Here is a 20358-nt window from a genome sequence, read left to right as displayed (position 1 = left end):
GTTAGCGCGCGGCGCGGGCCACCGCCATCTCCGATGCCAGGCGAATGGCGGCGATCAGGCTGTGTGCGCGCGCGACGCCCTTGCCGGCGATGTCGAAGCCGGTTCCGTGATCGGGCGAGGTGCGGATGATCGGCAGGCCCAGGGAGACGTTGACCCCGCCCCAGAAGTCCAGCGTCTTGACCGGGATCAGGGCCTGGTCGTGATACATGCAGATGGCGGCGTCATAGCTCGCGCGCGCCTCGTCATGGAACAGGGTGTCGGCGGGTCGGGGGTCGGTGATGTCGATCCCCTCGGCGCGAAGCTGTTCGGCGACCGGGATCAGGATGTCGCGTTCCTGCAGACCCAGAGCGCCGCCTTCGCCCGCGTGGGGGTTCAGGGCCGCCATGGCCAGGCGCGGGCGGGCGATGGCGAAGTCGCGTTTCAGGCTTTCGTGGACGACGCGGGCTGTGCGGGCTACGCGCTCGGCCGTGACAAGTTCAGGCACCTGGTCCAGGGCGACGTGAATGGTGACGAGACAGGCGCGCAGGTTCTGGGCCGTCAGCATCATCACCGGCCCGCGCGTGCCGGCATAGGGCGCATCGGCGGTCAGTTCGGCGATGAACTCAGTATGGCCGGGAAAGCGAAAGCCCGAGGCATACATCGGCGCCTTGGCGATCGGGGCGGTGACGACGCCGGACGCCTCGCCGGACAGGGCGAAGCTGACCGCCTCCTCGATGCCGTCCGCGACGGCGGAGGCATTGGCCGGATCGGGCGATCCGACCCGGACCGGGGCGGGGAGGGGGCGATGGATCACGGGAAGGGCGGATCCGAACAGATCACGAGCATCGCCGGGAGCGCCGACCTCGGCCACAACAACGCCCTGCGCGCGCAACAGCGCCGCGTCGCCGATGACGGCGAAGGGCGTAGGCTCGGCGCGCAATGCCTTCCAGGCGGCAGCCACGATCTCCGGCCCGACGCCGGCGGGTTCGCCCAGCGTCAGAACCAGAGGCGCGACCGCTGGGGTCATTTGAACTCGATCAGGGCGTCGCTGCGCAGATCGCGCAGATAGCGGCGCTCCAGCACGGCCAGGTTCTGGGCGCGCAGGCGGTTTTCGACCTGCTGACGGTTCGGCGCCTCCGGCCCGCCGACGCGGCGACCGCACACGGCGACCAGGTGCAGACCCAGCGGGGTGCGGATCGGCGTCGAGACCGAACCGATTTCGCCGGTGCGCGCGAACTGCTGGAACTGGGGCGCCAAGTTGGCGACGTCGGATTCGCCGAGGTCGGCGCCCAGGACGCCTTGGGTCGCGCGCGCCTGGGAGATAATGTTGTCGCAGGTCAGGCCGTTGCGCAAGCCTTCCAGCTTTGCGGTCGCGGCCGCGACATCGGCCTCCGACGCGGTTTCGGGCAGTTCGACCATGACCTGCTTCAGCGAAACCAAGCTGGTGGAGGTGCCGTCACGCTTGTCGCGCAGGTAGAGGATATAGACGCCGCCATCGACGACGATGGGATTCGACAGCTGTCCCGGTTGAAGCTGTTCCAGGACCGATTGCACCGCCGGCTGAAGCGAATCCTTGACCACCCAGCCTGCATCGCCCGGCACGCGGGCGCTGGCCGAGGGGGCGGCGGAGAATTGCTGAGCGACGGCCTGGAACGGCGCGCCCTGGATGATCTGCTGCACCAGCTGGCGGGCGCCGTTCAAGGCTGCCTGCGCGCCGCCGACGCGGGCGGCGTCGATGTAGATTTCCCCGAGCAGGAACTGGGGCTTGGAGGCCGCCTCGTTCAGCCGACGGACTTCCTGATCGACCTGAAGGGTGCTGGCGCGGGCGCGGCTGTTGAAGCGGCCCGGGATCAGCTGGCTCCAGCCGATCTGGGTGCGCAGATTGTCGCGGAAGGCGGCGGGCTGGATGCCGCCCTGTTGCAGGAACTGCATGTAGGCCTGCGGCGTCGTGCCTGCGGCGCGGGCCATTTCGGCGATCTCGCCGTCGATTTCCTCGTCCGTGACCTTCAGGCTCTCGAACTTGGCCATCTCCTGATCTTTGAGGCGATCCTCGATCAGGGCGTTCAGGGCGGCCTGCTGAATGGCGGGCAGGTTCTGCTCGGTCGGCTGGACCTGGGACGAGGCGATCAACATCAGCATGCGCTGACGCAGGTCATAGCCGGTGATGATCTTGTCGTTGACCGTCGCGACGATGCCGTCGGCCATTTCGAACTGAGGCTCGGCGCGCGCCGTCGTCGGCGCCTCTTCAGCCGCAGGATTCGGCGCGCCGGCCGCAGGACCTTGCGCGGGCGTGGGGGTCTGTGCCGGAGCGGGCGCCGTCTGGGCATAGGCCGAACCGGCGAGGAGGACTGCCGCGAGCGCAGCCCCCGTCGAATAACGCATCAAACCCATTGGTCGTCCTGATTCCTCACAGCGGTCCGCCAGCCAGGCCGGCAGGCGGTCGCGCCCCGTAAAGCGTCATGCTCAACGCATATCGCCCTGTCCATAACCTGAACCTCCGAAAGTGGCGAGGTTTAGGCGCACATAGATGCCTTCCGACGGGCCGCCGGGCCGTGCGCGGGTGTTGTCGCGCCTATAACCCAGCTCGAACCGCAAGCAGTCGTCGTCGAACAGCACGCCGACTTCGGATCGCGTGATCTCGTTCTGGTCCAGATCGGCGATGCCGGCGACGGTGAAGCCCCAGTTCTGGAAGACGAACTGCTGGCCCGCCAGCTGGACGAATTCATAGTTGCGGTTCAGGGGCCCGTCGACTGGGTTCGACTGATCCAGAATGTAGCTGACGGTGGCCAGATTGCGCTGACCCCAGCGACCGTCCAGCGCCGCCTCGGCGCGGCGCACCTCGCCTGAACCGTCCACCGTGGCGTGGAACCAGCTGCGGATGCGATCCGACGGCGAGAAGTCGCCCTGGACCACCCAATCCGAGGTCTCGGAGGCCAGGCCTGTGGGGTCGTAGAGCCGCGCGGGATCATCGGGAATCGACGTCTTGAAGTCGTCCTGCTGGTCGAAACGATAGCTGCGTCCCACGAACAGGCTGGCCTTGCGACCTTCAGCCCAGCGGATCGTGGCGCGACCGCCTGCCGTCACGCGCGCGCCGCCTTCCAGCAGATCGTAGCCGGAGAAGCGATCCATGCGGAACAGCGACGATTCGTCCAACTCCAGAACCTGGGAGTCCTCGATGGGGATGCGGCGGTCCAGGCTGACCTTGTTGGAGACCGAGAACTGACCCACCGGCTCCAGGATGATGTCGGCGTCGGCGATGCGTTTGATCAGAGGATAGGCGACGTCCACGCCCGCGCTGAACCTGGATCGACTCACCGTCTCGTCGCTATCGACACCCATCATCGGCGGCAGGTCGGACACGGAATAGAGATCGACGCGCGTATCAACGAACGGCTCCACCCGCATGCCGACCGGCAGGATGATCGCCCGTCGCCATTCCACCTGGCCCGTGATGCGGCGGCTGTCGACGCCGGCCAGACCTGTCGTGACGGGCGGGACGATCTCCGGATTCAAGATCGGCGCACCGACGAAAGCGTCGCGGTAGAGAGAGACGGCTGAACCCTTCACGCGCAGCCGGCCGCCGAAGACCAGTTCGCGCGGCTCCCAGCGGGCATCGATCAGCGGGGCGACCAAGGGCAGGGTGTCGTCGTCCTCGAACACCTTGAAGCCGTTGGCGTCGCGGAAGTCCGTCGCGGCGAAGGCTGGGTTCAGACGCAGGCTCTGGATCGAGAACGCCGCGACCGAAACGTAAGACCGATCGGTCTGATGTTCCGCATAGATCTGGCTGATCAGACGACGGCGGTCGCCGTAATAGAGGCCGTTGTCCTGATACGGAGAGCGCACGTCGTAGCGATCGAACAGCGTCTTGTCCGAGGTGCGCTCGGCCGTGAAGCCGAACCGCCATGGGCCATCCGGATCGAACTCGCCGTGCGACAACAGATAGCTGCGGTGTTCGCGATCGCCGAACTTGACGTTGCTTTCGAAATCGCCGTCGCCGTCTCGATCGAAGTCGCCGAACTCGCGCTCGTAGGTGTAGCCGCCGCGGGCCACGATCATGCCGTTGGCGAACCGTCGCCGCCATTGCAAGTTCAGCAGCGGCGCGACCCTGGTGTTGATCTGCGGGCTGATCAGCCAGTCCTCGGACGGCGATACGACGTGCAGATAGGGCACCTCGACGGAGACGCCGCGACCCTCGTCATAGTTGACGATCGGCACCAGGAAGCCCGAGGCCCGCTCCACCGAGGGATCGGGGTGGGCGAAGAAGGGCGTGTAGAAGACCGGCACCGGCCCGATATAGAAGACGGCGTTGCGATACAGGATCGCGCGCAACTGCTCGTCCTGCGTCACCTTTTCCGCCTGGATCGAGATGGTCGGCGTCTTGGGACCGCCATCGTCGCAGATCGGGCAGGGGGTGAAGCGGGCGTAGTTCAGCTCGCTGACGTTCTCGCTGCGGCGCACAGCCGTTGCAGCCATCAGACTGGCGCCGTTGGCTAGACGCGTGGCGAAATCCACGGCGACGCCGGTCTCCAGATTTTCATCCAGCTCGAGACGGCTGGCGTAGACCACGGTGCCATCGGGCGCGATGGCTTCGACGCGGCCTTCGGCCGTCGCCGAACCGGCGTTCAGATCATAGGACAGGTTCTCGCCGCGCAGCACATGGCCGCGCGTGCGGACATAGGCGCGGTTCTCGGGCGTGCCGCTGACGATGATATTGTCGCCTTCGCGACGCGCATTGTCGGCATCGACATAGACCGCTTCGGGCGGCAGGCCGTCGGAAGGCGCGGCCGCGGCTGGAGGGGTCGTTTGCGCCCATGCGGGCGTCGCCAAGGGCGCGCAGGCGACCAGTGCCGCACCGGCGAGAAGCCTTGCTTTGAAAGCGTCGAAGCGCCGATCACCCTGCATAGGCCATCCGTAGTCTGAGAAGCGAGCGCCCGATTAGCCGTCTTCGGTATAGAACAGCAAGGTCAAGGCTGCGAGCGCCGTAAGAACAGGCGGCAGCCAGGCGGCGACGAAGGGCGCCACGACCTCGGCCGATCCCATCGCCGACGAGAACTGGTTCAGGAAGAAGAAGGCGAAGCCCAGCACGACAGCCGCCACGCTCATGCGCGCCAGGTCGCCCAATCGCATCAGCCGCAGCGAGAAGGCGGCGGCCAGGATGGACATGGCGGCGAACACGAGCGGCGTGGCCAGAAGTTGCTGGAAGCGCAGGCGGTAGGCGGTCGATGTGAAGCCCGCGTTTTCGATTCGGCTGATCTGGTTGGGCAGCGACCAGAAGGGCGTGGCCTGCGGTCGGGCGAAACGATCGAAGGCCTCATCGTCCGCCAGGCTGGAGACCAGTGTCAGGCTGGAATAGGTGACGGCGCGCTGGCCGATCTGGGCGCCGACGGCGTCCGTCAGGCGCCAGCTGCCGGCGTTCAGCGAAGCCGACTTGGCGTCGATCCGCTCGGAGAAGGTGCGACCGCCGCCGGGCGCGGTTGTGTAGATGAAGAAGCTGACGTTCAGCAGTCGCGCGTTGGCGCGGTCCTGCTGGCCGGCGCGGATGATCATCTGGCGCTGATCGTCGCCCTCGCGCAGCCAGATCGCTTCCTTGGGGTCGCCGCCGGGCGCCGTACCGGAAATCCGCGCGCGCTCGCGTTGCCACAGGCCGTCGCCGGCCGACGCCATCGGACCCAAGACAGTGACGGTCAGCACACCCAGGACGAAGGCCATTCCGGCCGCCGGCAGGACGAAGCGCCAGGCGGACACGCCGGCGGCGCGCATGGCGATCAGTTCGCTGCGCCGGTTCAGGCTGATGAAGGCCGACAGGGTGCCGAACAGGAAGACGAACGGCATCAGCTGCACGATGACTGAGGGCGACTTCAGCAGCACAAGGCCGAAAATGCGCACGGCCGACAAATCCTGGGCCGAGCCGACGCCGCGCGAGACCTCGACAAAGTCGATCAGCATGACGAGGGCCGAGATTACGGCCAGGGCCACGCCCAGCGATTTCAGCTGCTGGACCAGCACATAGCGCTCGATACCGCCGAGACGGGGGATATGCGGCGAACGACGGGCGGAGGCGGTGACGGCGGTCATGCGAACTTGGCCTTCAAATCGCGCAGGGCGGCGGTTGTCCGGCTGCGACGCGGCTTCAGCGCGCGGAACAGAACTCGCAGGGCGACGACGATGGCCACGATCGGCACGACGTATTGGAGCACGTTCATCCAGCCGTTCCAGGCGCTGGCGGCGACAAGGCCATAGCCGATGACGCGCAGGACCAGGAACAGGCCCGCCGCCTTGGCGATGCGCAAGGTATAACCGGTGCGGCTGAAGGCGCCGCCCAGAATGGCCGAAAGCGCCAGCGCCATGGCGACCATGGCGTAGAGCGGCGAGGCCAGCCGCGAATGCGCCTCGGCCAGCAGTTCGCCGCGCGAGCCGGCGACCTCAAGCACCTTGGCCGTCGGGTTCAGCAGCTGGCGCAGATAAAGGTCGGTCGGCTTGTAGCGAATGGTGTCGGTCACCCCGACGAAGGGCGCGAGAGAAAAATCGTATCGCCCGAACGACAGCGTCTCCAGCACGCCGCCCGACGAATAGCGCTGGGCCGAGCCGTCGATCATGGTCAGGATCGGAATGCCGCCGGCGTCCCGGCTGAAGCGCGCCTCCGACGCGTTCCAGGTCGTAACCTTGTCCTTGTCGTCCAGATAGACGAACAGGTTCTTCAACAGACCGTTCTGTTCGATCTGCTGCACATAGACGGTCAGGCCGTCAGGCCCCTGAACGAACTGGCCTTCTTCGACCAGGAGAGCGGCGAGGTCGGTGCGAATGTCGAACGCCTGACGCCGCGCCTCCTGCTGCGCCCAAGGCAGAATGAAGACGTTGACCAACAGCGTGACCAAGGCGACCAGCACCGCGATACGGGCGGCCGGCGATATGACCTGCCACCGGGTCATGCCCCCCGCGAAGGCGGCCGTCAGCTCCTGTTCGCGTTGCAGACGGGTCAGGGCGATCAGGGCGCCGACGAAAAGGCCGATGGGCAGAATCACCGACAGCAGTTGCGGCAGGGCGAGCAGGGTCAGCTTGACCATGATCCACACGCTCTGACCCCGCTCCACGATGACCTGGAGTTGGTCGAGGCTTTGGCTCAGAATCCCGATTCCCGCCAGCGCTGCGCACGCGGCGATCACAGGAAACAGGATCTGACGAAAAAGGTATCTTTGAATCAGGGTCATGGGCGGATGGACTTCGCCCGGTTGCAGGCGGCGACATTGAGGCGCATCTAGTAGCACATCAGGGCGCGTCCGCGACAAGCAGACGCGCCGTTGTCATTTTGCTGTTTGAAGACGCCGGGTGGGGCCTGGCTGGAGTTGATTGAATGAAGATCGAATTCGTCGCCGCCGTGGACGCCGCCGAAATCCTGGCCGTTCCGGTTTTTGAAGATCGCAGCTTCACCGCCGCCGGGACCGCGCTGGACGGCAAGGCCAACGGCGCGCTGACCAAGGCGGCGGGCAAGGGTCGTTTCACCGGCAAGGCAGGACAGAGCCTGAGCATCGCCGCGCCGGCGGGCGTCGAGGCGGACGCCGTGCTGCTGGTGGGCGCGGGCGCCAAGGACAAGCTGGATGACCTGGCGGTCGAGGCCTTCGGCGGCAACGCCTATGCGGCGGTCAAGCTGTCGGGCGCCGAGGTGTTGACGATCGACGCTTCGGACCTGTCGCCTGAGCAGGCCGCCCGCGTCGGTTTCGCCGCGCGTCTGGCCGCCTATCGCTTCGACAAGTATCGCACGACGCAAAAGGCCGACAAGATCCCGTCGATCTCCACCATCCGCGTGGTCACGACCGACCTGCGGGGCGCCGAAGCCGCGCTGGAGCCGCTGTCGGCCGTGGCCGACGGCGTGATCTTCGCGCGCGACCTGGTGTCCGAGCCCGCCAACGTCCTGTATCCGGCCGAGTTCGCCAAGCGGGTGAAGGCGCTGGAGAGCCTGGGCCTTGAAGTCGAAATCCTCGGCGAGGCCGAGATGGAGAAGCTGGGCATGCGCACCCTGTTGGGCGTGGGCCAAGGCAGCCGTCGCGAAAGCCAGCTTGCGATCATGAAGTGGAACGGCGGCGAAGCCGGCGCTCAGCCCCTGGCCTTCGTCGGCAAGGGCGTCTGCTTCGACACCGGCGGCATCTCGATCAAGCCGGCGGACGGCATGGAAGACATGAAGTGGGACATGGGCGGCGCGGCGGCCGTGACCGGCACCATGATCGCCCTGGCCAGCCGCAAGGCCAAGGCGAACGTCATCGGCGTGCTGGGCCTGGTCGAGAACATGCCGGACGGCAACGCCCAGCGTCCGGGCGACGTGGTCGTGTCCATGTCGGGTCAGACGGTGGAGGTCATCAACACCGACGCCGAAGGTCGCCTCGTCCTGGCCGACGCCCTCTGGTACACTCAGGAACGTTTCAAGCCGAAGTTCATGATCGACCTAGCCACCCTGACGGGCGCCATGATCGTGGCCCTTGGCCTGGATTACGCCGGCGTCTTCTCGAACTCCGACGATGTCGCCGATCCGATCCTGTCCGCGGCCAAGAAGGTCGGCGAGAACTTCTGGCGCATGCCGATCCCGGCCATCTACGAGCAGCACATCGATTCCAAGATCGCCGATGTGAAGAACACCGGCAACGGCCGCGCCGGTGGCTCGATCACCGCCGCCCTGTTCCTGCAACGCTTCACCAACGGCGTGCCGTGGGCGCACCTGGACATCGCCCCGACGGCCTGGGCCAACAAGAGCCCCAGCCCCACCGTACCGGAAGGCGGCGTCGGCTTCGCTGTGCGGACTCTGGACCGGATGGTCGCGGATTCCTACGAAGGCTGATCGGTCGGGAGGTGGAGCCGGGTGAGCGACAAGCCCGAAATCTGGTTCTATCACCTGGAGCGTTCATCGCTGGATCAGGTGCTGCCAACCCTGCTCGAAAAGACGATCGAGCGGGGCTGGCGGGCCATGATCAAGTCATCGCATTCGCATCGTCTGGACGAGGTCGACGAGACGCTGTGGACGTTTCGTGATGACAGTTTCCTGCCGCACGGCCGGGCCGACCAGCCCCATGCCGAGCGCCAGCCTGTGCTGTTGAGCGAGACGGGCGAGAACCTGAACGGCGCTCAGGCGCTGTTCATAGTCGACGACGCAGAACTGTGTGTGACGGAAGGGTTCGAACGATGCTTCATCATTTTCGACGGTCGGGACGAGCCGGCTTTGCAACACGCGCGGGGACGTTGGAAGGCGCTGAAGGGGCAGGGCGCGAATCTGGCCTATTGGCGTCAAACGGACGAAGGGCGTTGGGAAAAGGCGGCCTGATCGGACTGGTTCTGCTGGCTGGCTGTTCGACGCCGGTCTCCGAGGCGCCCGCGCCGCGCGCGGTCGAGCAGGCTCAGCTCAACCCGCCCGTCGGCAGTCGGATGCCGACCGCCCAGACCGAGGACGTCTGCAAGGCTGGCGAGATGCAGTATTTGGTCGGAAAGTCCCGGACCGAAATCCCGGTGCCGGTGGACGTCGTCAATCGGCGCGTGACCTGCACCACCTGCCCGGTGACGCAGGACTTCTCCGCCTATCGTCTGAACATCTTCTACAACGAACAGACCGGCATCATCGAACAGGTCCGCTGCGGCTGACCTCGACGCAAGGAGACGACCATGAAGATTATCGTGAGCACCCTGTTGGCCGCTGGCGCCTTGGCCGTGTCGGCCTGCGCGCCTGTCCACACCGCCGAGCCTGCGCCCGGATCGGACACCGCCTTCAAGGCGTGCAAGGTTTCGGATTATCAGAGTTATGTCGGCCGCAACCGTTCGACCATCCCGACCGCGCCCGCCGGCCAGACCTTCCGTGTGCTGTGCACCACCTGCGCCGCGACCATGGACTATCGCGAGAATCGGGTGAACTTCGTCTATGACGAGGCGACGAACATCGTGCGCGAAGTGAAGTGCGGTTGAGCGTTAGCGCCCCACCGTATCGCCCGGCCACAGCGGTCCGCTGAACTTCGCCGCCAGATAGTCCATGAAGGCCGTGACCCTGGCCGGGCGCGGTCCGCCGCTGGGCGCCACCAGATGCAGGGCGATGGGCGGCAGGCGCCAGTCGGTCATCACAGTCTCGAGATGGCCGTCGGCGACGTCCTTCCAGTAGATGAAGTCCGGCTGGGGAAAGAGCCCTAGCCCTTCGCACAACGACGCCGTCAGGGCGTCGGAGTTGTTGGCGCGCAGCGGCCCGCGCGGATGCACCACCACTTCTTCACCCGCCGCATTGCTGAACCGCCAGGTGTCGGGACTGGGCATGTAGGCGTAGCCAAGGCAGGCGTGACGGGCCAGATCGTCGGGATGGGTGGGGCGACCGCGCTGCTCCAGATAGGATGGCGAGGCCACCAGGGCGCGGGCCACAGGCCGCAGCTTGCGCGCCGTCAGCGATGAGTCCGCCAAGGCCGCGATCCTAAGCGCGCAGTCAAAGCCACCGCCGACCAGATCGATGACCTCGTCCGACAGGTGCAGATCGACCGACACGTCCGGGTGAGTGGCGAGGAACTCGGGCAGGGCTGGGGCCACATAGGCCATGCCGAACGACATGGGCGCCGCCAGTCGCACGAGGCCACGCGGCGTGATGGACATGTCCAGCGCCTCTGACACCGCGCCCTCGGCCTCGGCCAGCATATGGGCGGCGCGGGCGGCTAGGGTGCGACCGGCATCGGTCAGGGCGAAACGGCGCGAGGTGCGGTGGAGCAGGGTGGTCTTCAGCTGCTGCTCCAGCCGCGTCACCGCCTTAGATACGGTGGCCTTGGACAGGCCCAGGGTCTCGGCAGCGCCGGAGAAGGACTGGCTGTCGGCCACCTTGGCGAAGATGGCCATGGCTTCGAGGTCGGGCAGACGGGACATGGGCGGCTCTGCGTCGAGAAACGATGAGTTTCAGTTGTTTCTATTTCTGATCGGTCGCCGATCTCTATCTTGGCGTCAAGCAAAGGCGTCGGACGGTTCCGATGCGAAAGGACGAGTGCGATGATCGAGCGCAGACCATTTGATACCCTCGGCGGCGCCAACCACGGCTGGCTGAACGCCAAACACCATTTTTCCTTCGCGAACTACTATGATCCAAAGCGGATGAGCTGGGGCAATCTTCGGGTCTGGAACGACGACGAGATCGCCGCCGGAACGGGCTTCCCGCCGCATCCGCACGCCGACATGGAGATCATCACCTACGTCCGCGATGGGGCCATCCCCCATGAGGACAGTCTGGGCAACAAGGGGCGCACCGTCGCGGGCGATGTCCAGGTGATGAGCGCCGGAACCGGCATCCGCCATGCCGAATACAATGCCGAGCCGGACCTGACGCGGATCTTCCAGATATGGATCGAGCCGACCCGTCGCGGCGACGCGCCGAGTTGGGGCACCAAGCCCTTCCCCAAGGGCGAGCGGTCAGGCCAGTTCGTGGTCTTGGCTTCGGGCTTCGAAGGCGACAAGGACGCCCTGCCGATCCGCACGGATGCGCGGATCGTGGCGGCGACGCTGAAGGCAGGCGACAGCGCCGACTATCCGCTGGGCGGCGCGCGGCGGGCCTATCTGGTGCCGGCAAAGGGCGAGGTCGAGGTCAATGGCGTCCGGCTGAACGCCCGTGACGGCGCGGCCATCGCTCAGGTGGATGTCGTGACGGTCAAGGCGCTGTCCGACGCCGAGATTGTGCTGGTGGACGCCGCCTGATTTTCGGATCAAGCTTCACGGTCGGACCCGGTCCGACCGTGAACAACCGCGTTAAAAAGGCGAGGAAAGAGAATGTTCAATCAAGTGAATGGCTGGTCTTCCCGCGCCCTGGCGGCGCTCAGGATCGTCGCCGGTCTGTTGTTCCTGGCACATGGCGTCATCAAGGTCTTCGGCTTTCCGGCCGGGGCCGAGCCCGGTCAGCAGGAGCTGCTGTCGCTGTTCGGCATCGGCGGGGTGATCGAGCTGATCACGGGCTTGCTGCTGATCCTGGGCCTGTTCACGCGTCCAGCCGCCTTCATCGCCTCGGGTCAGATGGCCGTGGCCTATTGGATGTTCCACTTCCCAAGCAGCCCATATCCGGCGGTGAACGGCGGCGACGCGGCCATCCTGTACTGCTTCATCTTCCTGTACATCTTCACCGCCGGCCCAGGCGCGTGGAGCATCGACAATCGAACCGCAAAACGGTTCTGATTTTTCAGAACGGAAAGGCCGCCGCGCTGTCCTGCGCGGCGGCTTTTTCATGCCTGGAGGCTTGCAGCCCAGTCGGCGGCGCGGACCAGACTGTCGACGATGCCGGGTTCCGACGAGGCGTGGCCGGCGTCGCCGACGATGTCCAGATGGGCCTCGGGCCAGGCGCGGTGCAACGCCCAGGCGCCTGAAATCGGCGTCACCACGTCGAACCGGCCCTGCGCGATCCAGCACGGGATATGCCGCATCCTGTCCACATTCTTCAGCAGCCAGCCGTCCTCCTCGAAGAAGCCGGCGTTGGTGAAGAACCAGTTCTCGATCCGCGCGAAGGCGACGGCGAAGTCGGGCTCGGCGAACTTGTCCGGGCGGGCGTTGGGACCCTCGACGCTAACAGTTTCGCCCTCCCAACTGGACCAGGCGACGGCGCAGCGTTCGCGCTCTGCGACGTCATCGCCGATCAGCCGCTTGTAGTAGGCGGCCATCAGGTCGCCGCGCTCCGCTTCGGGGATAGGGGCGATGAAGCGTTCCCAGGCGTCCGGGAAGATCATCGAGGCGCCGTCCTGATAGAACCAGTGCAACTCCTTCTTCGTCAGCAGGAAGATGCCGCGTAGCAAGAGCGCGATGACCCGCTCAGGATGGGTGATGGCGTAGGCCATCGACAGGGTCGAACCCCAAGACCCGCCGAACACCACCCATTTGTCGACGCCGCACAGGGCGCGCAGGCGCTCGATGTCGTCGATCAGGGTCCAGGTCGTGTTGTCTTCCAGCGAGGCGTGGGGCCGCGACTGACCACAGCCGCGCTGGTCGAACATGATGATGCGATAGACGGCGGGATCGAAGAAGCGGCGCATGCCCGGATTGACCGCACCGCCTGGTCCGCCGTGAAGGACCAGAACCGGCAGGCCGTGCGGATTGCCGGACTCCTCGTAATAGATTTCATGCACGCCTTCGGTCGGCATCCAACCCGAGGCATAGGCCTCGATCTCAGGGTGGAGCACACGACGCGGCTCGGCGGGCGTGGGGAAGGCCATGGATGCTTGGTCTTTCTACGAGGAAATCAGGGGCGAGAACGCAAGGCCGCAAAGGCCAGGCAGAGCCAGCCGGCGATCATCAGAAGGCCGCCGATCGGGGCTACGGCGCCGAACGCCGGCACGCCGAGAAAGGCGATCGCCGCCAGGGCGAGGCAGAAGATGAGGCCGCCGATCGATCCGAGCCAGCCCGCAAGCCGCGCCAGCCCACCACCCCCTGCCCATTGGGCACAGGCGAAGGCGAAGACGGCGTGGACGATCTGATACTGGGCGCCGGTGGTCAGCAGGGTCTTGATCTGCGGCCCGGCGCCATGCGCGGCGAAGGCGCCGAGCGCCACGGCCAGGGCGCCGTTCAGGGCGGCGAAGACGATCAGGTTGCGACTCACTGTCATTTCGAAACCCTAGACCGCCCGTTCGTCGATGTCTGCGACCCAGGAGGGTTAACCGACACGCGGCAGCGGCGTCAGGTGGCTGGCCATGGCCGAGGCGGCGGCCTTGACGCCCTTGCGCACCGCCGCTTCGTTAGCGGGGGCGGGCGCGCGCAGCAGGCCGATCGACGGCGTCAGCGGCCCGTCCGGCAGGTCCGAGAGCACGCGGTAGAGAAGGTAGGAGCCGGCGTCCTCTTCGATGTCGGACGACGCGTCGGCCTGCAGCCCAGCGGCGTTCAGGGCGCGAACCATGTCGGCGACGGGCGCCGTGGTGCGGGCCACGCCCGGCCCGGTGCTGGACAGGCGGTGCTTGTAATCGAGGGTGCGGTTTTCAGCGCGCATCTGGACCCGGAAGCCTGCGCCCTTTTGCGTGCGTCCGACCAAGAGGACAGCCCGGCATTCCCCGCTGCCGAGACGGGCGGCCAGGGTCGAGGCCAGTTCGTCGGGATCGGCGGCGGCGATAGGCACAGCGCGGGCCCCGCTGGGGCTCCAGATTTCGCCCGACAGATCCTCGACCAGATCCCAACCGTCATCGTCGCCGTCATAGGCGCAGATGATGATGCCAGGGCGGCGATCACCACTGGGACGACTGTCGATTTGGTTCATCGTGCCAGCCATAGCCCCATCCATGACAGTTCGGTGACGTGCAAGAGGCTGTAACTTCCCGACGCCGTCAAGTCCGCAAAAGTCTTAGCCCAGGTCGCCGACCGCCGCATCCAGCAACATGAAGGCGCGACCGCTGTCCGACGCCAGGCTGGACTGAACCGCTGCGCTGTCTCCAGCGCGGGCGGAAGCGTTCAGCATGACTGCGAAGTTGCGGACATAGCGTTCGGCGTCGGCGCGCAGTTCGGCGTCGCTGAGGACACGGCGAGACACGCTGCGGACAGCGGCCGGCGCGACGCGACGCACGATCTGACGCGCGGCGTCGGGGTCGCCATTGCTGAAGGCGCGGGCAGCCTCTTCGACGCGCGAGCGGGGCAGGAGAGCGTTAGGATCGACGCCCATGCGCCGGATGGCGGCGGCGACCCGGTCGGACAGGGCTTCGGCCTCGGCAGGCGAAGGGGAGGGCGTGTCCAGTTCCAGCGGCGCCTCGTTGTCGTCGTCGCCGTCGATCAGATCGCTCCAATCCAGGCCCTTGTCCGCCGACGGCGGCGGCGTTTCAGCGGGCTCGAGCCGCAGACGGCTGCGCAGACCGAACCGGCGCTCTTCGACGGGCGGCGAGGCGGGAGCCGTCGTGCGCTCGGTCCGGCGCTCGGGACGGGGTTCGGGACGGGCCTCGATCTCTGCGGCCGGCTCGCGACGACGCGCCGGCGTCGTATCGCCCGACACCACGCCCATCAGACGCACGGCCTCGGTCAGCATGTCGTAGTTTCGGCGCACGCGATCCTGGAAGCCGACATCCAGCGCCTCGGTGTCCTCGGCCGCCTTGCGCGAGGCGGCGGAAAGGGAGGCCAGGCCTTCCTCGACCGTGGCGCGCACGGCGTCGGCGCGGGCGCGAGCTTCCTGAGGCAGGCGCGCAGCGCGTTCGTCGATGTCGGCGACGGCGGTGTCGATTTCCGACAAGGCGTTGTTGAGACGTGCGACCAGGGTTTCCAGGCGGCTGACCATCCGCTCGCCGGTCTCTTCGACCAGGCCGGACGTTTCGGTGACGATGCGGCGGGCGTCGGCGATGCGGGCGTCGGCGGCGGTGTCGGCCTTTTGGGCCGCGTCGAACAAGGATTCGCCCAGGCGGTCGGTGCGCAGACGCGCCTGTTCGGCGGCGTCGGCGGCGGCGGCGCGAGAATCCTCGGCCGTGGCGCGCATCTGCTCCAGGGCGCGGCGCGTCTCTTCCATCAGGGCGTCGCGCGCCTCGGCCGCCAGGGCTTCGAAGCGATCCAGGGCGAGCTTGGTGGCGGAATCGAAGCCGTCGGCCTCGCGTTGCGACATGTCGACGAGAGCGCGGAACTGGTCGGTAGCCGCCTCGACCAGATCGCGCATGGACTCGACCGAGGTCTGGGTGGTGCGATCCAGATCGCCCGCGGCGCTGCGCGTGGCGGAAAGATGTTCGATCAGTTGAGCGCGCTGGCTTTCGACCTGGGCGGAGAAGTCCTCCTGATCGGTGCGCAGGGCGTAGGCGGCGGTGACCAGGGCGGCGCGCTGCTGGCTGAGGCCTTCTTCGACGGACTGGATCTGCTCGGCGACGCCCGAACCGGCGTTCTCAAGTCGAATGGTCTGGCGCGCCAGATCGTCGGAGGCCACGCGGGCGGCGTCTTGGGCTTCACCAGCGGCGGCGGCGAGGTCGGCGGCGCGCGCGGCGAGGGCGGCCTCCGCTTCACGAAGCTGCGCCTGAGCCAGGTCCGAGGCGTCAGCGACCATGCGCGACTGCCGCTCGACCGCGTCGATGACGCCTAACGCCTGCGTATCCAGATGGATGCCCAGGGTCTGCATCTGGTCGCGCTCGCGGCCCAAGTTTTCGGTTAGACGACGCGCGGTGCGGCCGGCGTTCTCGGCCGCCTCGTTCAGGCGCGTTGTCTCCTGGGCCAGCGCCTCTCGAAGCAGGGCCATGTCGTTGCGTGCGCGTTCCGCCGCCAGAGTGGCGTGATCGATGTCGGAACGCAGCGACTGAAGCACCTCGCCGGTCTGCTGGGCGGCCAGGGCTGTCGGGGCAACCAAAGCCTCGGCCAGTTGCCGGGCGCGGCGCGTCTCTGCGGCCAGACCGGCGCCCTGTCGGACGGCATGGGCCAGCATGATGGCCAGGCCCGCAGGGGCCAGGGCGATCAAGGCGTAGATGGCGATCCGCAGCGGATCCAGTTCTGCCCCGCCGGCGCCGAACTCGTACGCGGCCCAGGAGGCGACGCCGCCGATCCATAGGGCGGAGGCGACGCCCGCGATCACATAGGCATGGCGCCCGGAAGGCTCGGCCTGGGCCTTGGCTTGAACGGTCTTCACAGCCGGCGGTTTGGACAGCTCGAACGGCGCGGGCGGCTGACCGGCGGCGACGGCCATGTCGACAGGAGTCTCTGGTGTCGGTTTCGCATTGACGGGGGCGGCGCCCCGCTCGGCGGCAAGGGCGCGTTCCTCGGCCTGCCGTTGCTCTTCCAGCAGGCGACGGCGACGACGCTCCGACATCGGGGGCTCAAACGTCGGCTGCACGATCTCGAAATCAGGTTCGGAGATCGGGTCGAGCGACGTTGTCGCCTCCTCGACCGGCATTTCATCTGAGGACGAAAGATCAGCCGGCGCGACGGCCTCGTCGTCGGTCAGCTTCAGCGGCGGCCGTTTGGGAGACTTCATAAGCTCAAAAACTCGATCTCTACGCGGGCGTCCGACAGCGCCGAGGAAACCCTAGAGCATGATCGATGCGGACGAAACCGACTCAAGCCCGCAACCTGTCGATGAACCGCGTCATGCAGCGCGCAAAGCGCCGCAGCGTTCAGCAGTCGCGTTTGGATTCGGAAAGCAGCGTGGCGTTGGAGCCGGTGTCCCGACACTCCACCACACGACGCACTTCGCGGTCGCCGTGGTTGGGGTTGTGGGTGTCGACGCCGAACTGCGTCAGGACGGCGGCGGCCAGCAGGGCGATGAAGCCAGCGATCAGTTCGACAAGCGCCTGCATTCTACCCTCCCTCGCAGCCTGTATGGCTACGCTCCTTATGCGCCAAATCAGCGAACGTCACAATCCCGCCCTGAAAGATTGACCGAAGGACACGCGCGTGGAACGGAGGATGCAGGCGCTTCGACACCATGTCACGCGAATCAGACAGATAGGTCGCATGACTTTAGCCGGCGACAGTTACGAAGGCAGTCTGCTGGAGCCGGGGCCCGCCCTGTGGACGTCCGCCGTCGCGCACCGCTTTTCCGTGCTGATGGAAAACGAGGCCTATTTCGACGCCCTATCGTCTGCGATTCACAAGGCGCAACGATCCATCGTGCTGCTGGGATGGCAGTTCGATCCACGCACTCATCTGGATCCGGAGACGCGGCCCGGCGACAAATCGGCGGAAATCGGTCGCCAGCTGCGGATGCTGGTCAAGAAGAAGCCGGACCTGGATGTGCGACTGCTCATCTGGAAATCGCCGCTACTGATCGCCGCGTCGCAAGGATTCTATCCGCACAAGGCGCAGCGCTGGTTCCGTAAGCGGATGGTTGAGTTCCGGCTCGATTCCCCCGGCCCTATCGGCGCCTGTCATCACCAGAAGGTGGTGGTCATCGACGACAAGGTGGCCTTCTGCGGCGGCGGCGACATCTCGACCGATCGCTGGGATTCCGACGAACATCTGGACGGCGACCCGCGCCGCGCCCTGCCTAGCGGCCTGATCTGCAAGGCGCGTCACGAGGTGATGAGCGTGATGGACGGCCCTGCGGCGCGTGCGCTGGGCGATCTGGCGCGCGAACGCTGGTTTAAGGCGACGTGGGAGCGCACCATCGCGGACGAGGTCGAGGACGATCCTTGGCCTGACGGCGTGCCGGTGCAAATGACCGACGTGCCCGTCGGCATCGCCCGCACCGAGCCGAAATGGTCGGGGCGGCAGGAGGTGCGCGAGAGCGAGGCCTTGCACCTGGAATCCATCCGGCGCGCCAAGCGGTTGATCTATATTGAGAACCAGTATTTCACCTCGCCGGTCATCGCCGCCGCGCTGGCCGAACGACTGGCCGAGGTGGATGGACCGCAAGTCATCGTCATCTCGACCGCCAAGAGCCCGAGTTGGTTTGACAGCATGACCATGGACACGGCCCGGGCCGAGGTGCTGCACCGGCTGGAGCAGGCGGACAAATACAACCGCTTCTTCGCCTTCGCCCCGCTGACCGCCGACGGCGACCGGATCATCGTCCACGCCAAGGTGACGATTATCGATGATCGGCTTCTAAGGATCGGGTCCACCAATCTGAACAACCGTTCGATGGGCCTGGATACAGAATGCGACATCGCCGCTGAGCCTGTCGATGCAGCCGGTCGGGCCTTCATCACGGCGCACCGTCATCGGACGATCGCCCATTGGCTAGGCGTCGCGACGGAGGACTATGCGGCGGTCGAGGGCGTTTTCGGCTCGGTGGGGCAGGCGATCTGCAACTTCGAGACCGATCGATTGAAGCCGCTCGGTTCAGAGCCCCCGACGCGTATCCAGCGGATGTTCGCCGAATGGCAGTTAGGCGATCCGACGTCGTCCAGCGACGCCTGGCGGCCTTGGAAGCGTCTGAACCGTTCGCAACGCACGCGACCGGCGTCCGAGGGCGGTCACGCGCCGGGTTGAACGACCTCGAAATCGACGATCAGCGGCAGGTGGTCCGAGGCGACGCGGGCCAGGGGCGAGAAGGCGGATCGCACCGCGAGGATGCGGATATGCGGGCTGACGAAACAGTGGTCGATGCGAATGGCGGGGAAGGCCGACGGGAAGGTCTTCACGCTGGTCTTCTGGCCCAACTGACGCTGGCAGTCCTGCAGGCTGCGACACAGGGTCTGATAGGGGCGGGTGATGGAGGTGGCGTTGAAATCGCCGGCCAGCAGGATCGGTCCCTCGCATCCGCCGACCCAGCCGGATCCGGCCAAGGCTGCGGCCTGAAGCCGCTGCTCACGGGGCACCAGGCCCAGGTGGGTGTTCATGACGTTGACGCCCGTGCCGTCGATCTCGATTTCCGACCAGATCGCCCCGCGCGGTTCCAGCCCCGGAATGCCGCTCACGGTCGGCAGGGCGCCGGCGCGGACGAGTTTTTCGGGATGCGGGGTCAGGATGGCGTCGCCGTACTGTTCAGCCTCGACCCGCATCGCTGGATGGAAACGCGAGGTCATGGCCAGACCGTCGGCGATCGCCTCCGCCTGATCGACCCCGCCCGTGCGCGCGCGGCCGACGTCCAGTTCCTGCAGGCAGACGATGTCCGGCTCGAACTCGGCGATGACGGCGACGATCCGGCCGACATCCAGACGGCGATCCGTGCCGACGCAGCGGTGGACATTGTAGGTAAGAAGGCGAGGCATGAGCTGGCGGCTGTTTGAACGTTGACCGTGGGCTAGGCCTTCTGGCCCGCGAATGCGACCCCGATGCGACGATCAGAGCAGGATCAGATGATCGGGCAACTCATTGCGATTGTCGGCGCGCGGTGGAAAGTGGCGGGCCAGAACCTCGCCGCACAGACCGATGGCGGCCGCGAAACCATCGACGGGGCGGTCGGCGCGCAGTTCGCGGGTGAGGACGGCGACGGCCTGAGCCCAGGCGTCCTCATCGACCTTGGCGTAGATGCCTTCATCGGCGATCAGTTCGACCTGATGTTCGTCCATAGCCGCGAAGATCAGAACGCCCGTGCGCTCCTGCGTGACATGGACGCCTTGGGCCAGGAACTGTTGCAAGGCCGCCTCCCTGACGCGGCCGCGCCTGACCCCGGCGGGCGTCACGAGACGTCGCACGGTCGGGATGCGGGTCAGCAGAAAGACGCCGACGAAAACGACCGCCTGCGACAGGGCGTAAAGGCCCAGGGCCTGCGCCGTCGTGGCCTCTTGCGCGGCCTGGTGGGCCGCCTCCCAGCCATCGCTAGGCCAGCGAAGATCCAGCACGAACGGTATGAAGACGATCGGGGCCAAAAGCGCCATCGCCGCCGCCCAGGCCAGGCTGACGTCCAGATAGGTCGAGACCCGTCGCGCGACGACGCAAAAGATTTCACCTGACGTCTGACGCTCGGCCGCCGCTATGGCTTCGGCGATGCGGGTGCGGTCGTTGTCCGTGATCTGCATCACCATCCCCCCGAGGCGCCGCCGCCGCCGAAACTGCCGCCGCCGCCGCCGAACCCGCCCCCGC

20 protein-coding genes are annotated in these 20358 nt (G+C 66.7%); 7 read left to right on the top strand and 13 right to left on the bottom strand.

Features of this window, described 5'->3' with window-relative positions:
- Position 1: 1 nt before the first annotated feature.
- The 5 genes from pdxA to B3T77_RS10545 form a co-directional block, all read right to left on the bottom strand.
- Positions 2–1006 carry a 4-hydroxythreonine-4-phosphate dehydrogenase PdxA gene (pdxA, locus tag B3T77_RS10565; protein WP_292079441.1) on the bottom strand — a complete coding sequence of 335 codons (1005 nt, stop codon included), beginning with the start codon at positions 1004–1006 and terminating at the stop codon, positions 2–4.
- The gene (locus B3T77_RS10560) at positions 1003–2370 is read right to left on the bottom strand and encodes a peptidylprolyl isomerase (RefSeq protein WP_292079439.1); all 1368 of its coding nucleotides are present in this window, start codon (positions 2368–2370) and stop codon (positions 1003–1005) included. The genes pdxA and B3T77_RS10560 overlap by 4 nt, the downstream gene beginning before the upstream one ends.
- Positions 2371–2442: 72 nt before the next feature.
- Positions 2443–4881, bottom strand: coding sequence for an LPS-assembly protein LptD (locus B3T77_RS10555; protein ID WP_292079437.1), 2439 nt, complete (start codon positions 4879–4881; stop codon positions 2443–2445).
- Between the two features lie 33 nt (positions 4882–4914).
- The gene (gene lptG / locus B3T77_RS10550; RefSeq protein WP_292079436.1) at positions 4915–6054 is read right to left on the bottom strand and encodes an LPS export ABC transporter permease LptG; all 1140 of its coding nucleotides are present in this window, start codon (positions 6052–6054) and stop codon (positions 4915–4917) included.
- A complete protein-coding gene (locus tag B3T77_RS10545) occupies positions 6051–7187 on the bottom strand; it encodes an LptF/LptG family permease (protein ID WP_066551675.1) in 1137 nt (378 codons plus the stop codon). The genes lptG and B3T77_RS10545 overlap by 4 nt, the downstream gene beginning before the upstream one ends.
- A 143-nt stretch (positions 7188–7330) precedes the next feature.
- Between B3T77_RS10545 and B3T77_RS10540 the strand changes: the two genes are divergently transcribed.
- From B3T77_RS10540 to B3T77_RS10525, 4 genes are read left to right on the top strand one after another with little or no spacing between them, the layout of a single operon-like run.
- Positions 7331–8806, top strand: coding sequence for a leucyl aminopeptidase (locus B3T77_RS10540; protein ID WP_292079432.1), 1476 nt, complete (start codon positions 7331–7333; stop codon positions 8804–8806).
- Positions 8807–8827: 21 nt separating this feature from the next.
- Positions 8828–9286, top strand: coding sequence for a DNA polymerase III subunit chi (locus tag B3T77_RS10535; protein WP_292079430.1), 459 nt, complete (start codon positions 8828–8830; stop codon positions 9284–9286).
- Positions 9268–9600 carry a hypothetical protein gene (locus B3T77_RS10530; protein WP_292079428.1) on the top strand — a complete coding sequence of 111 codons (333 nt, stop codon included), beginning with the start codon at positions 9268–9270 and terminating at the stop codon, positions 9598–9600. Before B3T77_RS10535 ends, B3T77_RS10530 begins: the two co-directional genes overlap by 19 nt.
- Positions 9601–9621: 21 nt before the next feature.
- Complete coding sequence (locus B3T77_RS10525; protein WP_271041322.1) at positions 9622–9918, top strand: hemolysin; 297 nt, start codon at positions 9622–9624, stop codon at positions 9916–9918.
- Between the two features lie 3 nt (positions 9919–9921).
- Here the strand turns inward: B3T77_RS10525 and B3T77_RS10520 are convergent, their stop codons facing one another.
- Positions 9922–10848 carry a LysR family transcriptional regulator gene (locus B3T77_RS10520; RefSeq protein WP_292079425.1) on the bottom strand — a complete coding sequence of 309 codons (927 nt, stop codon included), beginning with the start codon at positions 10846–10848 and terminating at the stop codon, positions 9922–9924.
- 120 nt (positions 10849–10968) lie between these two features.
- Between B3T77_RS10520 and B3T77_RS10515 the strand changes: the two genes are divergently transcribed.
- Entirely contained in the window at positions 10969–11667 is a 699-nt protein-coding gene (locus B3T77_RS10515; protein WP_292079423.1) for a pirin family protein, read from the top strand.
- Between the two features lie 72 nt (positions 11668–11739).
- The gene (locus tag B3T77_RS10510) at positions 11740–12138 is read left to right on the top strand and encodes a DoxX family protein (protein WP_055755196.1); all 399 of its coding nucleotides are present in this window, start codon (positions 11740–11742) and stop codon (positions 12136–12138) included.
- 47 nt (positions 12139–12185) lie between these two features.
- On the opposite strand, the gene pip is transcribed toward B3T77_RS10510, so the two are convergent.
- From pip to B3T77_RS10485, 5 genes are all read right to left on the bottom strand, one after another.
- Positions 12186–13166, bottom strand: coding sequence for a prolyl aminopeptidase (gene pip, locus B3T77_RS10505; protein ID WP_112861831.1), 981 nt, complete (start codon positions 13164–13166; stop codon positions 12186–12188).
- 26 nt (positions 13167–13192) lie between these two features.
- A complete protein-coding gene (locus B3T77_RS10500) occupies positions 13193–13555 on the bottom strand; it encodes a DUF423 domain-containing protein (protein ID WP_292079422.1) in 363 nt (120 codons plus the stop codon).
- A gap of 48 nt (positions 13556–13603) precedes the next feature.
- Positions 13604–14197 carry a hypothetical protein gene (locus tag B3T77_RS10495; RefSeq protein ID WP_292079421.1) on the bottom strand — a complete coding sequence of 198 codons (594 nt, stop codon included), beginning with the start codon at positions 14195–14197 and terminating at the stop codon, positions 13604–13606.
- 84 nt (positions 14198–14281) lie between these two features.
- Positions 14282–16864, bottom strand: a complete 2583-nt coding sequence (locus tag B3T77_RS10490; protein ID WP_292079418.1) for a tipN — start codon at positions 16862–16864, stop codon at positions 14282–14284.
- 139 nt (positions 16865–17003) lie between these two features.
- Positions 17004–17186 (bottom strand): hypothetical protein, encoded by a 183-nt coding sequence (locus tag B3T77_RS10485; protein WP_039247996.1) that lies wholly within the window; start codon positions 17184–17186, stop codon positions 17004–17006.
- Positions 17187–17343: 157 nt separating this feature from the next.
- Here B3T77_RS10485 and B3T77_RS10480 point away from each other — a divergent pair, with 157 nt between their 5' ends.
- Complete coding sequence (locus B3T77_RS10480; protein WP_055808688.1) at positions 17344–18822, top strand: phospholipase D-like domain-containing protein; 1479 nt, start codon at positions 17344–17346, stop codon at positions 18820–18822.
- Here the strand turns inward: B3T77_RS10480 and B3T77_RS10475 are convergent.
- Both B3T77_RS10475 and B3T77_RS10470 read right to left on the bottom strand, forming a co-directional pair.
- On the bottom strand, positions 18807–19544 hold the full coding sequence (locus B3T77_RS10475; RefSeq protein ID WP_292079411.1) for an endonuclease/exonuclease/phosphatase family protein: 738 nt from the start codon (positions 19542–19544) through the stop codon (positions 18807–18809). The genes B3T77_RS10480 and B3T77_RS10475 overlap by 16 nt on opposite strands.
- A gap of 72 nt (positions 19545–19616) precedes the next feature.
- Positions 19617–20294 (bottom strand): TPM domain-containing protein, encoded by a 678-nt coding sequence (locus B3T77_RS10470; protein ID WP_292079409.1) that lies wholly within the window; start codon positions 20292–20294, stop codon positions 19617–19619.
- Positions 20295–20358: the final 64 nt, after the last annotated feature.

The sequence above is a fragment of the Brevundimonas sp. UBA7838 genome, from assembly GCF_002500885.1.
GTDB classification, from domain to species: domain Bacteria; phylum Pseudomonadota; class Alphaproteobacteria; order Caulobacterales; family Caulobacteraceae; genus Brevundimonas; species Brevundimonas vesicularis_C.
The sequence above is the reverse complement of the archived record's forward strand: the minus strand, read 5'-3'. Positions and strand labels throughout refer to the sequence as shown.

Coding starts and splice junctions, on each gene's coding strand:
- pdxA (WP_292079441.1), bottom strand. CDS start 1,006: ATGACCCCAGCGGTCGCGCCTCTGGTTCTGACGCTGGGCGAACCCGCC.
- B3T77_RS10560 (WP_292079439.1), bottom strand. CDS start 2,370: ATGGGTTTGATGCGTTATTCGACGGGGGCTGCGCTCGCGGCAGTCCTC.
- B3T77_RS10555 (WP_292079437.1), bottom strand. CDS start 4,881: ATGCAGGGTGATCGGCGCTTCGACGCTTTCAAAGCAAGGCTTCTCGCC.
- lptG (WP_292079436.1), bottom strand. CDS start 6,054: ATGACCGCCGTCACCGCCTCCGCCCGTCGTTCGCCGCATATCCCCCGT.
- B3T77_RS10545 (WP_066551675.1), bottom strand. CDS start 7,187: ATGACCCTGATTCAAAGATACCTTTTTCGTCAGATCCTGTTTCCTGTG.
- B3T77_RS10540 (WP_292079432.1), top strand. CDS start 7,331: ATGAAGATCGAATTCGTCGCCGCCGTGGACGCCGCCGAAATCCTGGCC.
- B3T77_RS10525 (WP_271041322.1), top strand. CDS start 9,622: ATGAAGATTATCGTGAGCACCCTGTTGGCCGCTGGCGCCTTGGCCGTG.
- B3T77_RS10520 (WP_292079425.1), bottom strand. CDS start 10,848: ATGTCCCGTCTGCCCGACCTCGAAGCCATGGCCATCTTCGCCAAGGTG.
- B3T77_RS10515 (WP_292079423.1), top strand. CDS start 10,969: ATGATCGAGCGCAGACCATTTGATACCCTCGGCGGCGCCAACCACGGC.
- B3T77_RS10510 (WP_055755196.1), top strand. CDS start 11,740: ATGTTCAATCAAGTGAATGGCTGGTCTTCCCGCGCCCTGGCGGCGCTC.
- pip (WP_112861831.1), bottom strand. CDS start 13,166: ATGGCCTTCCCCACGCCCGCCGAGCCGCGTCGTGTGCTCCACCCTGAG.
- B3T77_RS10500 (WP_292079422.1), bottom strand. CDS start 13,555: ATGACAGTGAGTCGCAACCTGATCGTCTTCGCCGCCCTGAACGGCGCC.
- B3T77_RS10495 (WP_292079421.1), bottom strand. CDS start 14,197: ATGAACCAAATCGACAGTCGTCCCAGTGGTGATCGCCGCCCTGGCATC.
- B3T77_RS10490 (WP_292079418.1), bottom strand. CDS start 16,864: ATGAAGTCTCCCAAACGGCCGCCGCTGAAGCTGACCGACGACGAGGCC.
- B3T77_RS10485 (WP_039247996.1), bottom strand. CDS start 17,186: ATGCAGGCGCTTGTCGAACTGATCGCTGGCTTCATCGCCCTGCTGGCC.
- B3T77_RS10480 (WP_055808688.1), top strand. CDS start 17,344: ATGACTTTAGCCGGCGACAGTTACGAAGGCAGTCTGCTGGAGCCGGGG.
- B3T77_RS10475 (WP_292079411.1), bottom strand. CDS start 19,544: ATGCCTCGCCTTCTTACCTACAATGTCCACCGCTGCGTCGGCACGGAT.
- B3T77_RS10470 (WP_292079409.1), bottom strand. CDS start 20,294: ATGCAGATCACGGACAACGACCGCACCCGCATCGCCGAAGCCATAGCG.